General features: G+C 62.4%; 13 protein-coding genes. All 13 read left to right on the forward strand.

The genetic code is table 11. The annotated features are described in order from the left end of the window. The first annotated feature begins 119 nt into the window (after window positions 1-119). The 13 genes from E0E00_RS08130 (at window position 120) to miaB (ending at window position 15,881) form a co-directional block, all read left to right on the forward strand. A complete protein-coding gene (locus E0E00_RS08130; RefSeq protein ID WP_130812032.1) occupies window positions 120-1,784 on the forward strand; it encodes a ribonuclease J in 1,665 nt (554 codons plus the stop codon). A 5-nt stretch (window positions 1,785-1,789) separates the two neighbouring features. Then, window positions 1,790-4,285: a DNA translocase FtsK gene (locus E0E00_RS08135; RefSeq protein ID WP_130812033.1), complete on the forward strand. Its 2,496-nt coding sequence runs from the start codon at window positions 1,790-1,792 to the stop codon at window positions 4,283-4,285. Window positions 4,286-4,291: 6 nt separating this feature from the next. After that, entirely contained in the window at window positions 4,292-5,950 is a 1,659-nt protein-coding gene (locus E0E00_RS08140) for a RodZ domain-containing protein (RefSeq protein WP_130812034.1), read from the forward strand. A gap of 86 nt (window positions 5,951-6,036) precedes the next feature. Then, the gene (locus E0E00_RS08145) at window positions 6,037-6,534 is read left to right on the forward strand and encodes a YajQ family cyclic di-GMP-binding protein (RefSeq protein ID WP_130812035.1); all 498 of its coding nucleotides are present in this window, start codon (window positions 6,037-6,039) and stop codon (window positions 6,532-6,534) included. 9 nt (window positions 6,535-6,543) lie between these two features. Then, entirely contained in the window at window positions 6,544-7,872 is a 1,329-nt protein-coding gene (gene rimO / locus E0E00_RS08150) for a 30S ribosomal protein S12 methylthiotransferase RimO (protein WP_130812036.1), read from the forward strand. Beyond that, on the forward strand, window positions 7,872-8,489 hold the full coding sequence (gene pgsA, locus E0E00_RS08155) for a CDP-diacylglycerol--glycerol-3-phosphate 3-phosphatidyltransferase (protein ID WP_130812037.1): 618 nt from the start codon (window positions 7,872-7,874) through the stop codon (window positions 8,487-8,489). The genes rimO and pgsA overlap by 1 nt, the downstream gene beginning before the upstream one ends. A gap of 2 nt (window positions 8,490-8,491) precedes the next feature. Next, window positions 8,492-9,016: a CinA family protein gene (locus E0E00_RS08160; RefSeq protein WP_242622193.1), complete on the forward strand. Its 525-nt coding sequence runs from the start codon at window positions 8,492-8,494 to the stop codon at window positions 9,014-9,016. Between the two features lie 226 nt (window positions 9,017-9,242). After that, window positions 9,243-10,343: a recombinase RecA gene (gene recA / locus E0E00_RS08165; RefSeq protein ID WP_130812039.1), complete on the forward strand. Its 1,101-nt coding sequence runs from the start codon at window positions 9,243-9,245 to the stop codon at window positions 10,341-10,343. Between the two features lie 146 nt (window positions 10,344-10,489). Continuing rightward, the gene (locus E0E00_RS08170; protein WP_165443625.1) at window positions 10,490-11,047 is read left to right on the forward strand and encodes a regulatory protein RecX; all 558 of its coding nucleotides are present in this window, start codon (window positions 10,490-10,492) and stop codon (window positions 11,045-11,047) included. 334 nt (window positions 11,048-11,381) lie between these two features. Beyond that, on the forward strand, window positions 11,382-12,932 hold the full coding sequence (rny, locus tag E0E00_RS08175) for a ribonuclease Y (protein WP_130812041.1): 1,551 nt from the start codon (window positions 11,382-11,384) through the stop codon (window positions 12,930-12,932). A gap of 12 nt (window positions 12,933-12,944) precedes the next feature. Further along, window positions 12,945-14,045 (forward strand): ATP-binding protein, encoded by a 1,101-nt coding sequence (locus E0E00_RS08180; RefSeq protein WP_130812042.1) that lies wholly within the window; start codon window positions 12,945-12,947, stop codon window positions 14,043-14,045. Between the two features lie 144 nt (window positions 14,046-14,189). Further along, window positions 14,190-14,507, forward strand: coding sequence for a stage V sporulation protein S (locus tag E0E00_RS08185; protein ID WP_130812043.1), 318 nt, complete (start codon window positions 14,190-14,192; stop codon window positions 14,505-14,507). Continuing rightward, window positions 14,508-15,881, forward strand: a complete 1,374-nt coding sequence (gene miaB / locus E0E00_RS08190; RefSeq protein WP_130812044.1) for a tRNA (N6-isopentenyl adenosine(37)-C2)-methylthiotransferase MiaB — start codon at window positions 14,508-14,510, stop codon at window positions 15,879-15,881. It abuts the gene before it with no gap. Window positions 15,882-15,883 lie beyond the last annotated feature (2 nt).

Consider the following 15,883-nt stretch of genomic DNA (forward strand, 5'->3'; position numbering starts at 1 on the left):
ACCGTCGGAACACCAAAACCGTAGCTGTTGCGGCTGGCAGCACTCGGTTGCCAGGACCGCTCACTAGATAACGGCGCAAAGCCGTGCGTATAGACCTCGACGAAAGGATTTCTCCAGCAATGCCAAAGAAAGAAACCCCCCTCAAGATCATCCCGCTTGGTGGTCTTGACGGGATTGGCAAGAACATGACCGTGTTCGAGTACGGAGACGACATGGTCATGATTGACGCCGGCCTCATGTTTCCCGATGACGAGCAGCCGGGCATCGACCTCATCCTCCCTGACTACACGTATGTCTTGGAGAATGAGGACAAGCTGCGCGGCATTATCATCACCCACGGCCACGAGGACCACACGGGCGCCCTGCCCTACCTCCTGCAGGACCTCACGCACAAGGTCCCTGTCTACTCCAGCAAGCTCACCCTTGGCATCATCGAGGGCAAGCTCGCCGAGCACAACATCAAGAGCCCCAAGTTCCGCGAGGTGCAGGACGGCTCAACCATCACGCTTGGCTCCTTCAACATCACGTTTTTCGCGATGACGCACTCCATTCCCGCCGCGTTTGGCGTCTTCATAAACACGCCTGCCGGAAACGTCATGCACACTGGCGACTTCAAGCTCGACCAGACGCCCATCGACGGCGTACGCCCCAACTACGCGGCTATCAACCGATTTGCGGCCGAGGGCGTCGACGTCCTTCTCTCCGATTCCACCAACGCCACGCGTCCTGGCTTCACGCCCTCCGAGGCAGCTGTTGGCCCCGCGCTGCGCCACATCATCAAGAATGCGCCCGGACGTGTCTTTGTGGCCTCGTTCTCGAGCCACATCCACCGCCTGCAGCAGATCTGTGACGCCTCGGTGGCCGTTGGCCGAAAGGTCGTCGTGACGGGTCGCTCGATGGTCACGAACACCAAGGTGGCCCGTGGGCTTGGCTACCTGCGCATTGCCGACGAGAACATCATCGACGCCTACGACCTCGAGAAGATTCCAGACGAGAAGATCGTTGTCCTCTGCACCGGCAGTCAGGGCGAGCCCCTCTCGGCGCTTGCGCGCATGGCAAACGGCGAGCACAAGAGCCTCTCGATCCATGAGGGAGACGCAGTCATCATCTCGGCAAACCCCATCCCGGGCAACGAGAAGAGCGTCCAGGCCATCGTCAACTCGCTCTCCAAGCTCGGCTGCGACATCTACGACAAGAGCCAGGCGCTGGTCCACGTCTCGGGTCACGGCTCCCAGGAGGAGCTCAAGCTCATGCTTGCCATGGTCAAGCCGCGCTGCTTCATGCCGGTCCACGGCGAGGCCCAGCACCTGCGTGCCCACGCAAAGATCGCCCAGCAGGTGGGTGTCCCCGAGCGCAACATATTCATTCTCGACAACGGAGACTCCCTCGAGGTGCGCCACGGCAAGGCGCGCCGTGGTCCCTCGGTCGACTCCGGTGTGGTCTATGTTGACGGGCTTTCCATCACCGACGCCAATCCGGTGGTCCTGCGCGACCGCCAGCGCCTCGCGCAGGATGGCGTCATCACGTGCGTGGTGGCCATCAGGTCGAGAAACCATTCTGTCGACACCATTGATCTCTCCGGTCGTGGCGTCTCGTTTGCCTCGGATGAAGCCCTCATGGACGATGCCCGCGCTCTTGTCCGCTCCCAGGTGGAGCGCCTCGAGAAGGGCAATGGGGCGAGCATTGACACCGTCCGGAAGGGTGTGAGAAACTCACTCTCCAACTTCCTCTGGAGCAAGACGCACACGCGACCGATGGTGATACCGGTCGTGATGGAGGTCTAAGGTACATGCCCTCGAATCGCAGATCAAACGCAGCAGGCAAGGCAGCAAGGAATGGCTCGAAGGCACGGGGTGCAGCCCCGCGCCAGGCGGGTCGTGGTCGCGGTGCCGCCGATAAGGACCAACAGGGCCTCTCGTCCACGCAAAACGACATAGTCGGCGTGGCCTTGGCCGTTATTGCCGTTGCCATGTTTGTCTCGCTGGTCGTCCCGACGTCGGCCATCGTGACGAGCATGGTAGGGCACGCACTCTCGCAGCTCTTTGGTGCAGGTGCGATTCTCGCCCCCATAGCCCTCTTCATCTTCGCGTGCACGTTCTTCATGGATGAGGATGGGCCAATCTCCGGGCGCGTGGCCGGCGGTCTTGTGCTCATCGTGCTCTCCGTCTTGGCACTGCTCTCGCTCAACCACCCGGGCGTCGCGGATGCCCCCTCGATCGCGCTCTCGGCGCTTACGGTTGAATCTGCTGGCGGTTACGTGGGCGGCTTTTTCTCCTACGTCCTCGTCCGCTTTGTTGGGGCGATTGTGGGAAACGTCATCCTGGTGGGCGTCATCGTCGTTGGAGCCGTCATCTGTGGCTTCTCTGTTTCTGGCGCTGTTGCCAAGATTCACCTGCGTGCCCAAGAGGCATCCGAGAACCGCCGGCTTGCGCGGGAGCAGCGCGACGCCGAGCTTGCGGCGGCTCGCGAGCTTGCGCCATCCGCCCCCGCTCCCGCAGCTACCGTGGCACACACCCAGGGCTCGCTCTTCGACGAGACGGGCGAGGGTGAGACATCCTTCATTGGCGCGCGCAAGACGAGCGTGCTGCGCCGCGGCAGGCCCAAGAAGGCAGACGCCGTTGCCGCTGCTGAGGAAAACGCATCAGAGGCAGGTGCAACAACGCTTTTGGACGATGCGGCAGCCACCACGCTTCTCGACCCATCCGCAAGGGCCAAGAAGTCTCGCGGCTCCAAGGAGAAGGCAGACGCACCCGCCTCTCTCCCTGCCCGGTCCGCCGCGTCAAGGGCTGGCCAGCCCTCTGTCTCGGCAACGACCGATGACGGACGAGAGCTACCACCGCCTGACATGCTCAAGGTAAATCCCAACTCCGGCGTAAGCGCAGAGTCGGACGAGGAGCTCTCTGCGGTCGCGGCCAAGCTCCAGGGAACGCTTGAGGAGTTTGGCCTCACCTCGCGCGTCGTGGGCTGGGTGGCCGGCCCCTCGGTCACCACGTTCAAGATCGAGATGGGCGAGGGCGAGCGCGTTAGCAAGATAACCAACCTCCAGGATGACATCGCGCTGTCGCTCGCCTCGCGCTCGGTGCGCATCTTTGCCCCCATCCCGGGCACCTCTCTCGTGGGCATCGAGATTCCCAACAAGACCACGCAGCCAGTCTATCTGGGAGACGTTCTTCCCTACGTCAAGGGTGGCCCGCTCGAGGCTGCGTTTGGCCGTGACTCCGAGGGCAAGACCGTCGTGGTGGACATCGCGGGGCTTCCGCACCTTCTCGTTGCGGGCACTACGGGTTCGGGCAAGTCTGTCCTGCTCAACAGCATCGTCATGACCATCCTCATGCGGGCCACGCCCGAGGAGGTCCGCCTCATCATGGTGGACCCCAAGCGCGTCGAGTTTACCTACTACGCGGGGCTGCCCCACCTTTACGTACCCGTGGTCACCGAGCCCAACAAGGCGGCAAGCGCGCTTTCATGGGGTGTGACCGAGATGGAGCGCCGCCTCAAGGTCTTCGAGCACTACAAGGTCCGCGACATCAAGTCATACAACCATGCCATCAACAGCGGCAAGTACGCCGACATGGAGAACCCGCCCAAGCACATGCCGTACTTTGTCATCGTGATCGACGAGCTCTCGGACCTCATGATGGTTGCTGGCAAGGACGTCGAGGCGTCCATCGTACGCATCGCACAGCTTGGCCGTGCAGCCGGCATCCACCTCATCGTGGCCACGCAGCGCCCCTCGGCCGACGTCGTGACCGGCCTCATCAAGGCAAACATCGACAACCGCGTGGCGCTCTCCGTCGACAACGGCATGAACTCGCGAATCATCCTCGACCAGACCGGCGCCGAGCGCCTCCTGGGGCATGGTGACATGCTCTATAAGCTCCGTGGCCTGCGCCCCAGGCGCGCACAGGGCTGCTTCGTCTCCGAGGGGGAGGTGGAGCGCGTCGTATCCTTCATCAAGGAGCACCACGATACGGACTACCACGACGACATCCTCACGGCCGTCTCGCCCATGACGCCTGGCGGCCCATCCGAGCCATCCGCCCCCGTGGATGACCCGCTGCTCTGGGAGGCAGCCGACATCGTTGTGAACTCTCAGCTTGGTTCCACGTCCAGCCTCCAGCGAGCGCTCTCGGTGGGGTACGCTAGGGCGGGGAGAATCATGGACATGCTCGAGAACAAAGGTATCGTGGGGCCCGCGAACGGGTCCAAGCCCCGCGATGTGCTTCTCGACAAGGAGGGGCTTGAGGGCCTCAAGGCCGCCGAGCAGGATTTCGAGGAGGTGTAGCCCACAATGCCGTCGCGCCCGCGCTTTAGCGAGATGCTCCTTGGCCGCCGCCGCCAGCTCGGCCTTACGGTGGGCCAAGCCTCGCAGGTCTTAAAGCTCAAGGAGCAGGTCCTCATAGCTTTTGAGGAGGGGGATTTCGAGAATATCCCCCAGAGTGGCTATGCCCAAGGCATGCTCTCGTCGTATGCCCGCTACCTGGGGCTCAACCCTCGGGAGGTCGTCGACCTCTTCCAGGAGGAACTCTACGAGCACGTGCACGGGACCTCCTCGCATGAGCTTCGCCGCCGCACGCGTGACACGCAGTCGGGTCGAGGTGTTGTTCAGGGCTACGACGTGGTTAACGAGGCCGAGTCTCGCCCCAAGGCCTACGTGCAGTATCGTGGCCTTCTGCCCACGTCGGGCGGCCCCGCCGGTGACATGGGCGCCTTTGCCACCACGTCGGGACCCCGACCGCGCACGCCGTCATCGGTTCCCCTTGCTGGCTCGAGCTATTCCGCGGGTACGAGAGGCCAGTCGCCCTCGTACTCGCATGCCGAGTACGTCTACGGCAGGCCGTACAACTCAACCTCAGATCGCGTTCGCAACGAGAGCCGCAGCCGTGAGCCAGACCGTTACACCACTCGCCAGCGAAGCAGGTACGTCCAGCAGCAGCGACATCGCGTGGACGACCCCGCAAACCGCCTTCTCCGCGAGGGGCAAAATGGCGTTGAGGAGCGTCGCGAGACCGCGCGTGTCTATCGGCGTGACTCGTCACACGCCCAGCGTCTCTACGAGCGCGATGACGTGAGCACGAGAAGCGTGCGGGCGGGCGAGTACACCGACGACCTTCGATACGACGATGGCGCAAGGCCCTACGACCGTGCGTCCACCATCTCGGGCAGGCGCTCGTCGAGAAACATCGCCAGCGTCGACCGGCCTAACGTGCGCCGGCGCTCTGACAGCCAGCGAGGCCGCCTCTCGGGGCGCTCCCGCGGTCGCGTGCCACAGGACAACCGCCGCACGATCCTTCTGGTCATCGTGGCGCTTGCGCTTGTGCTTACCGTCATCTTGGTCCTCTCGGTTCGCTCGTGCGTGAACAGCAGGTCAACGTCGCAGGAGACAAAGACAACCGTTCCCGTGAGCACCACCTCGACGGACTCTTCGGACACCACGTCGACGGGATCCCCTTCCACGCCAACAACCACGACCACGACGACCACGACGACGGACGGCACGAATACCCAGGACAGCTCATCCACAACAGCTGCCCCCCAACAGACCGTGGTCAACGTCTCCGTCGCCAGCGGCGAGACCTCATGGCTCGAGATCACGAACGACGGTACGAGTGAGGTTGCGAGCACGGTTACGGGCCCCTGGGAGCAGAGCTACACCGTCACCGAATCGATTACCATCCGTGCCGGCAACCCGGGTGCGGTCACCGTTACCGAGAACGGCACGCAAAAGAGCTTCGAGTCCAAGGCGTCCGGCATAGGCTCGCTTACTATCCAGGGGACACCTGCCGCAACGTCGGAGGATTCCGCCTCGGAGACTTCAACGAGTTCGGATGACTTGACGAGCACCTCTGGAACCTCAGGCACCTCGAGCACCGCCGGCTCGCAGAGTTCCACCACCGCAACGACGTCCAACAAGACCTCTGGGTCAACGAATATGACGAAGGGCAACTAGAAAGGGCTCGTAAGGGCCCCAAGCGTAGACAGATAGTCCCCACCACGGGGAGCAACTGCCGCCGCACAGCCAAAGAAAGGATGAGCATGGCTAAGGATTCGAGCTTCGACGTCGTCTCCGTCGTCGATATGCAGGAGGTCGACAACGCCTATCAGCAGGCGACCCGCGAGATCTCTCAGCGCTACGACCTCAAGGGTACGGGTGCCTCGCTTGCGCTTGCCAAGGGTGAGGGCGCGTTCACGGTGGAGGCCCCGTCGGACTTTGTTGCGGGGCAGGTGCGTGACATTCTCGGCTCCAAGCTCGTGAAGCGCGGCGTGGACCTTACTGCCCTGCGCTGGGATAAGCCGCAGGCGGCTTCCGGCATGAGCGTTCGCCAGCAGGGACACCTCGTCCAGGGCATTGACGCCGAGGTGGCCAAGAGGATCTCCAAGGACATTCGAGACTCGAAGTTCAAGGTCAAGGCCATCATCGAGGGTGACAAGCTCCGTGTGAGCTCGGCTTCGAAGGATGCCCTGCAACAGGTCATAGCCCTTCTCCGCGGCAACGATTACGGCCAGCCCCTCCAGTTCGTCAACTACCGATAAGGCCATTACATGCCAAGCATTCTCTTCATTACCCGTGGATGCGCAAAAAATGAAGTCGACACCGACCGCATGCGCGCCTTGCTTCTGGGTTCCGGCTACGACGAGACGGATGACCCCGACAAGGCGGATCTTGCGCTGATCAACACATGTTCCTTTCTCGTCAGCGCCACACAGGAGTCCCTCGACACCACGCTCGAGCTTGCGCAGCAGGGGGAGGGCTGCGCCCTTCCCATTGTGATGTGCGGATGCGTCCCCTCTCGTTACGGCGCATCTCTCGCAGAGGAGCTTCCGGAGGTCTCGGCCTTTGTGGACGCAGACGACGAAGACGGAATCGTTGGGGTAGTCGATGGCGTCTTGGGCCTTGAGCGCGACGTTACGCGGGGTGTCCCCCAGGGAGTGCTGCGCACCGTTGACGGGGCAAGCGCCTACGTGAAGATCTCCGAGGGCTGCGACAGGTTCTGCGCATTCTGCGCCATTCCCTACATCCGCGGCCGCTACCACTCGCGTGACGCCGCGGAGATATGCGACGAGGTCCGCTCGCTCATGGAGGGTGGCGTGCGCGAGGTCGTCCTCATCGGCCAGGACACAGGTATCTGGGGCTCGGATTTCGAGGAGCCCCGCACGCTTGCCTCGCTTTTGCGCCAGGTTGCTGAGGTCGTTCGTCCCTTTGGTGGTTGGGTCCGCGTGCTGTACCTTCAGCCCGAAGGGATGACCGAGGAGCTCGTCTCGACCATTCGTGACGTCGACGAGGTGCTGCCCTACATCGATATTCCCATCCAGCACTGCTCGGCGCCTGTGCTCAAGCGCATGGGCAGGACTGGCTCTGCCGAGGAGTTCTCGAGGCTCTTCGCGCACCTTCGCCAAGAGATTCCCGGCATGGTGCTGCGCACCACAGCCATGGCGGGCTTTCCTGGTGAGACGGACGAGGAGGCTCAGGAGCTGCTCGACTTCCTGCAGGGCGAGGAGTTCGACTACTGTTCCGTCTTCACCTACTCGCCTGAGGACGGAACGCATGCCGCCGCGATGCCCGACCAGGTGCCTGAGGAGGCTAAGCTCGAGCGCACGCAGCAGCTCATCGACCTCACTGAGCAGCTTGGCTTTGCCGCTGCCGAGAGGCACGTTGGCGAGCGCGTCCGCGTCATCATCGACGGCGTCGAGGAGGGGGGCGATGGTCCGGAGCTCGTCGGCCATGCATGGTTCCAGGCCCCCGATTCCGATGGCGTCGTGCACATCGAGAGCGGCGGGCACGCTGTGGGGGACGTTGTGACCTGCGACCTTGTCGACTCCTTCACCTACGACCTCGTGGGCGAGGTCGTAGGTGATGGGGAGGGTGCGTGATGGGCACGCCTGCCCCTGCCGAGAACGGTGGCGGTAAGTCCAGCCTCTGGACGCCCGCCAACGTCGTCACCTGCGTACGCGTTGTGGCCGTCCCCCTGTGGCTGCTCGTTGCGGAGCTGTCTTCTGTGGCCGGCGCGGGTTCCGCATGGTCAATTGGCGTCTTTGTCTTCTTCGTGGCGCTCTCGCTTACCGATAAGCTCGATGGATATCTCGCACGAAGCAGGGACGAGGTTACGACCTTTGGCAAGTTTCTCGATCCCATTGCCGATAAGCTCGTCGTGGTTGTCGCCCTGTGCTTCCTTCTCGAGCGTGGCGAGGTCTCCTCGTGGGTGCTGCTTGTGATTGTCGCGCGCGAGTTTCTTGTGTCTGGCCTGCGTATGGTTGTGGCCTCGGCCGGAACCGTTATTGCGGCCTCTCCTTTGGGCAAGGGCAAGACGGCGGTCACGATGGTGGCAATTTCGGCGCTCCTTCTCGTTATGGCGCTTCCGGCTGGTGGAGCCTCAGATGCGCTATGGCTCCTGGGACAGGGGCTCATGCTTGCCGCGGTGATTCTCACCGCCTGGTCCGGCATCGACTACTTCGTGAAGGCATGGTCGTACGTGGTGGGGAAGCGATAGCCTTGGTACCCTCGGTGACCTTCGATGGCGAGACACTTGATGCGTGTGAGGCGCTGGTCGCCGCGTGCCGCTCGCTCGGCGTCACGGTGGGCACGGCGGAGTCATGCACGGGCGGCCTCGTTGCCTCTGCAATTACGTCAATTCCCGGCTCCTCCCAGGCCATTCGCGGTGGGATCGTAAGCTACGCCATTCCCGTCAAGCATGAGGTGCTCGGTGTCCCCAACGGCATCCTTGATGCTCCGGGGGTGGGTGCCGTCTCAAGCGAATGTGCTGCCGCCATGGCCGAGGGCGCGCGTCGCTTGCTCGCCTGCGACGTTGCCGTCTCTGTAACTGGCATTGCGGGGCCTGGTGGAGAAGAGCCGGGAAAGCCTGTGGGCACCGTTTGGATGGGGCTTGCCACGCCGGTCATTACGCGCACGTTTCCCAACCTCTTCGAGGGCGACCGTGCTCAGGTGCGCGCATATGCGGTGAGGCGCGCGCTCGATCTTCTCTTATGGGGCGTGAGGACGACTGCCGAGAAGGATTAGTTTTTCTTCTCGCTACAGGTTTTTGCATGCGAGTCCCTCCTTTGAGCAGTATGGTTTTTGCAGGTAGATAGCCCTGTCTGTCAGATTGGTGACGGCTGCGTGCAAGCGAGCGGTCCGTGCTGCGTCAGAAACCTGATAGCACTCCCCGATAAGCTATCCTTAGCGATGTTGACTACGAACGGATGTTCGTATAGTATCGATGACAGCCAACAGATGAGGAGCAAGCATGGCCAAGAGCAAGGGTACCGCCAAAGAGGTTAACCACCCTGGGACTACGGAGGAGCGCGACAAGGCGCTCGAGGTTACTACCCAGGAGATAGAGAAGAAGTTCGGCAAGGGTGCCATTATGCGTTACGGCGACGATAGTGCCAGCCTCGAGGTCGAGGCTGTCCCAACGGGGTCTCTGGCGCTTGATGCCGCATTGGGTATAGGTGGCGTGCCACGCGGTCGCATCGTCGAGATCTACGGTCCCGAGTCCTCCGGCAAGACCACGCTCTCGCTTGAGATCCTTGCCGAGGCCCAGGCGATGGGTGGGGTCGTTGCGTTCATCGACGCAGAGCACGCGCTCGACCCCGGGTACGCCGCGCGTATCGGCGTGGACATTGACGAGGTTCTCATCTCGCAGCCGGATACGGGCGAGCAGGCGTTGGAGATCTGCGACATGCTGGTTCGCTCTGGTGCCATTGACGTGGTGGTCATTGACTCCGTGGCGGCACTGGTCCCTCGTGCAGAGATCGAGGGCGAGATAGGAGACACCACAGTTGGTCTCCAGGCTCGCCTTATGAGCCAGGCGCTTCGTAAGCTTGCGGGCTCCCTCTCGAAGTCGAATACCACCTGCATCTTCATCAACCAGCTTCGCGAGAAGATTGGCATCATGTTCGGCAACCCCGAGACCACGCCTGGCGGCCGGGCACTCAAGTTCTTCTCGTCCGTACGCATGGACATCAGGCGCGTTGACGGCATCAAAGTCAACGGGGAGGTTGTGGGCAACCGTGTGAGGGTCAAGGTCGTCAAGAACAAGGTCGCCCCGCCCTTCAAGCAGGCGGAGTTCGACATCATGTATGGCACGGGCATCTCCAAGGAAGGCTCGATCCTCGACATGGCTGTCGAGTACAACATCGTGGACAAGTCTGGTTCTTGGTTCACGTACGAGGGCGAGCGTCTTGGACAGGGTCGCGAGGCTGCTAAGGCATTCCTTGCCTCTAACCCAGACCTCATGGACGAGATTGACCACAAGGTACGCGTTGCCTGTGGTCTTGCCTTGGGTGATGAGCGCGTGGGCGAGCCTATCGAAAATGCCGACTCCGTTGAGGATTCCCAACGGTGATGCGAGCTGCAAAGGGCGAATGGCCCAAGACGCCTCTCGATTGGGGGGTCTGTCTGCCCCAGCGTGGATCTCGCGGCTTAGGGCAGGCGGTTTCTCGCGGCGAGGTTGTGGTAAGAACCCCGCAACACGGAGAAGAGCGCATCAGCGTGCCCGTTGCCGTCGCTCGTGCACTCGATTCCAAGGCGAGGTGCCGTGAGCTTCTGCCTTCCTCAAGGACAGAGCTCTTGCATGCGATGGGTGAGGTCTCTCGTGCGTGCGCCATGGAGCGGACGGCATCCCTCCTCGACCGAAGGGATTACTCCGAGGGAGAGCTCTCTGCACGGCTGCTCAGAGACGGCTACACAACCCAGACAGTTGAATACACGTGTCGAAGGTCTGTCGAGTGCGGACTTGTCGATAACGCACGCTTCGCCGACGCCTTTATCCGCTCGAAGCTCTCCCAGGGCTGGGGGAGAGTCCGCATCGAGCGCGACCTCTCGCGTCGTGGCATCGACATGGCTGATGTGCCCGGGTGGCCTGAGCTCTACCTTACCCAGGAGTCCGAGGAAGAGTCAGCCTACGCGCTTGCTTCACGTCGACGCCTCACGGGAAAGAACGACTACGAAAAGACGGTGCGTTTCCTCGTGACGCGCGGGTTTCCCCTGGGGCTTGCTACGCGCATGGCCAGACGCGTCCTTGACGAGAGGGGGGAGTCCGACGAGTGATGAGCCCCTTGGCCCGTCGCTTGGAGCGGGCCCAAACGCTTGGATGCAGCCGTTGCGGGGCATCTCGGATATTTCCGTGAAGCGGGCCTTCTTTGGGTGCGGGCGGTACCCTGACAATTTGACAGGTACCAAATGCGAACATAAGATTAAGAGGCCTGAGAGCGTATCTTCCGCTGGTTAACCAGCTGTGCATTGCTTTTTAGTTTCACCGCGTCAGCATCATGGAACGTCATGCCTATGGCATCTGCGGCCGGATACCCCGATGGCGGGTTCCCTGCGCTTTGCGTTGGGGTCTCCTGAACAATCATGTGAATTCGTCATCTGAGGAGCTGCCATGGAATTTGTCATAGGAGTTATCTGTCTGGTAGTCGGTGCGGGCTTGGCGTACTTCTTCCTTGCCGGAAAGAGCAACTCCAAGCTCAGGACGGCCAATGACCAGATCGAGCAGGCGCGCGGGGAGGCCGAGCGCATTACATCCGAGGCGCGTCGCCAGGCGGATACCGCCAAGAAGGAGGCCGTGCTCGAGGCTAAGGAGGAGATTCTCCAGCTCAAGCAGAACTCTGAGGCTGAGGAGAAGAAGCGCAAGGGCGAGCTGCAGTCCATGGAGGGTCGCATCATGCAGCGCGAGGAGTCCCTTGACCGTCGCAATGACGCCCTGGACAAGCGCGAGCGCCAGCTCTCTGGCATGCAGAGCCAGCTCGACCGCCGTAAGAACGACCTCGATGCCCTTGAGGGCAAGCAGACCACCGAGCTCGAGCGCATTGCCGGTCTTTCGAGGGAGGGCGCCCACGACGAACTCATCGCTCGCGTGCGTGCCGAGAGCGTTCGCGACGAGGCGCAGGTTCTCCGCGAAGCCGAGCAAAACGTACGTGCCAAGGCCGATAAGACCGCCCGCGAAATCATCTCCACGGCCATCCAGCGCTGCTCAGCCGATCAGGCTGGCGAGATAACCGTCACCACGGTTCACATCCCCTCCGACGACCTCAAAGGCCGCATCATCGGCCGCGAGGGCCGTAACATACGCACCTTCGAGCAGGTCTCCGGCGTCTCCCTCGTTATCGATGACACCCCCGAGACCGTTGTGCTCTCGAGCTTTGACCCTGTCCGCCGCGAGACTGCCCGCGTGGCACTCGAGAACCTCATCGCCGACGGGCGCATTCACCCCGCTCGCATCGAGGAGCTCTACAAGAAGGCGGAAGACCTCGTCAACGAGCGCGTCCGCGAGGCCGGCGAGCAGGCCGCCTTCGACGCCGGCATCCACGACCTCCACCCGGAGATCGTGAAGACCCTGGGTGCTCTCAAGTATCGCACCTCCTTCGGGCAGAACGTCCTCTCTCACTCCATCCAGGTCTCTGCGCTCTGCGGGATCATGGCCTCCGAACTTGGCATGGACCCTGCGTCCGCCAAGCGTGCCGGCCTTCTCCACGACATCGGCAAGGCAATCGACCACGAGGTCGAAGGCCCTCACGCCGTCATTGGTGCCGACCTCGCCCGTCGCTATGGCGAGCGCCCTGAGATCGTGCACGCCATTGAGGCCCACCACGCAGACGTCGACCCCGACACCGTCCTCGACGTTCTCGTCCAGGCGGGAGATGCCATCTCTGCCGCGCGCCCCGGTGCTCGCCGCGAGTCTGCCGAGACCTACATCAAGCGTCTCGAGAAGCTCGAGGAGATCTCTAACGCACATGAGGGCGTCGAGCGCACCTATGCCATGCAGGCAGGTCGAGAGCTTCATGTCATGGTCGAGCCCGAGAAGATCTCTGACGCACAGGCAACCGTCCTCGCCCATGACATTGCCAAGCAAATCGAGGACGAGATGGAGTACCCCGGTCAGGTTCGCGTTGTGGTCATCCGCGAGTCCCGCGCCGTCGGCGTCGCCAAGTAAGCGGGAGATGGCATGGTGGCAGAGGAGCGGGGCTCTGATGCGGCGGGGCTGGCCGATTTCGTCGCGCGCATGGGTGGTGAACGGTCACTTCGTGTCGAGGAGAACCTCGGCGAGGGCTATGTCCGCCTCCGCGTTGCGGAGGCGGAGCGCCGCCAGGCAAAGCATGACATCCGCTGCGTCGAGGACATGGTCATCGAGCTTCTTCGCAACTCGCGCGATGCCGGCGCAAAGCGCATCTACCTTGCCACCTCGCATGAGGGTGACCTTCGCACCACCACCATCCTTGACGATGGGTCGGGCATCCCGCAGGACATGCAGGAGCGCATCTTCGAGGCGCGCGTGACCTCCAAGCTCGAAAGCATCCACGTTGACCGCTGGGGTGTCCATGGGCGAGGCATGGCCCTATACTCCGTGCGCGAGAATGCCGAGTCGGCGCGTGTCGCCTCCTCTGCCCCTGGCAAAGGGACGTCCATCTCGGTGGTGACAAATGCTACAAGGCTTGCCGAGAGAACAGACCAGTCTACCTGGCCTGTCTTGGGGGAGGACGAGGACGGCAGGCGTACGTGTACGCGAGGGCCGCACAACATCGTTCGCACCTGCTGCGAGTTTGCGCTCGAGGAGTATGGGACCTGCGAGGTCTACGTTGGCTCTCCCGCAGAGATCGCCGCAACCGCACGCGCCCGCATCCCGCCCTCGGTAGACTCGTCAGAGCTCCTCTTTATGGATGACCTCTCTGCGTTACCGGTGCTCGAGCGTCTTCGCGCCGCCGCCGATGCTCGTGAACTCCTTTCGATCTGCAAGGGCCTGGGTCTCGAGATGAGCGAACGGACGGCGCACCGCGTGGTGTCAGGCCAGATCCGCCCCCTGAGAAGCGTCGCCTCCCGCATGCTCCGTAAGTCCGATGCCCCGGCGGGCCCCAAACCCGTCGATCTCTACCGTGACCGACGCGGACTCAAGCTCTCCAAGCCCGACGCCGAGGAGTTCTCGCGCGTGCTCGCCAAGGACTTCTCGTTTATCGAGGATCGCTATTACGTCTCGCTCGTGCATGATCCAAAGGTGAGGGTTGGGAAGGGTCGCATCGTCGTAACCTTCGACCTTGAGGACGCGGACTAGGGATTTGGCATCTGTTGCTCGGTTTGCTGCACCCTGCGATTGCAATGCACATCCGGGACATTACAATCGTTCCTATGCATGGCTACAGCAAGAAAGACAAACGCACCACCCTGACAACCACCGCACTATTGGAGTATTAGCAGCATGGATTTCCTGAAGGTCTCGAGCAAGTCGTCCCCGGCATCGGTTGCCGGGGCCATTGCCGGCATGGTCAAAGACGGCGTTCCCGTCAACATGCAGTGTGTCGGAGCCGGTGCGGTCAACCAGGCCGTGAAGGCCCTTGCCATCGCGCGCGGCTTTCTCATTCCCACGGGTGTCGACATCTCCTGTGCCCCCACCTTCTCCGATATCGACATAGCTGGCGAGAAGCGCACTGCCATCCGATTTGCCGTCTATGTCCATAGGCTCACCCCGCATAGCGTTTCGGCGAACGCAGTGGACGACGGGGGAGTGGTTGCGTAGATGGCATCACCCGATACCCAGGTGCTTGTCGGCAAGACCTACAGCATCAAAACCTTCGGCTGTCAGATGAACATGCACGATTCCGAGAGGGTCTCCGGCCTTCTCGATTCGTGTGGCTGCATTGAGGTCGAAAGCCCCGATGACGCAGACATCGTTGTATACATGACCTGCTGCGTCCGAGAGAACGCTGACCAGCGCCTTTACGGACAGGCCTCTTCGATGGTGTCAGCCCCTACGCCGCCTTCTGGCAGGCGCATTGTCGCCGTTGGCGGCTGCATTGCCCAGCGAGACGGTGAGCGCCTGCGCGCTCACATCCCCAATGTCGACGTGGTCTTTGGCACAAGTGCTCTTGCCAGCCTGCCGAGGCTCCTCTCTGAGGCCTTTGGTGACCAGGTTGGAGCCATTGAGGTCGACACCGGTGAGCCGGGAACGGGCTTCTCAACCGACCTCCCAAGCCATCGAGCCGAGCGTCATCACGCGTGGGTGCCCATCATGAGCGGCTGCAACAACTTCTGCACCTACTGCATCGTTCCCTATGTCCGCGGACGCGAGCGCAGCCGGACCATCGAGAGCGTGGTGGCAGAATGCAAGCTGCTCGTTGCCGATGGCGTACGGGAGATATGCCTGCTCGGGCAGAATGTCAACTCTTATGGCAGGAACGTCTACGATGAGCCTCGCTTTGCAGAGCTTCTGCGTGCGGTGGGCGAGACGGGCGTAGAGCGCATTCGCTTTACGTCGAGCAACCCAAAGGACCTCTCCGATGAGACCATTGCAGCCATGGCAGAGGTCCCCGCAGTGATGCCGCACCTCCATCTTGCGGTCCAGTCTGGTTCCACACGCGTCCTCAAGGCAATGAATCGCAGCTACACGCGCGAGGAGTACCTGGCACTCGTGTCGAGGCTGCGTGCGGCCATCTCCGACATCGCCCTGTCTACCGACATCATCGTCGGCTTCCCTGGCGAGACCGAGGAGGACTTCCACGACACGCTCTCGCTTGTCCGTGAGGCCGGGTTCTCATCCGCCTTCACCTTCATCTATTCACCTCGCCCGGGCACGCCGGCAGCAAAGATGGTCGATGACACTCCGCACGAGGTGATTCAGGGTCGCTTCGACCGTCTTGCCGAACAGGTCGCCCAGCAGGCCCATGATGCCAACCAGGAGGACCTGGGACGGCTCGTCGGCGTATTAGTCGAGGGGCCGTCCAAGCGGGACGGCACCGTGATGGTGGGGCACAGCGAGAAGAACCGTACGGTCCACTTCCGGCTGCCCGATGGCACAAGTGCGCAGGACGCAGTGGGAAAGGTTGCCCGTGTGCGCGTCGAGGAGGCCCGGACCTGGTATCTGCGCGGCTCCGTTGAGGGTGAGCTCTTGTGAGC

The organism is Olsenella sp. Marseille-P4559, from assembly GCF_900605015.1.
Classification (GTDB): Bacteria; Actinomycetota; Coriobacteriia; order Coriobacteriales; family Atopobiaceae; genus Tractidigestivibacter.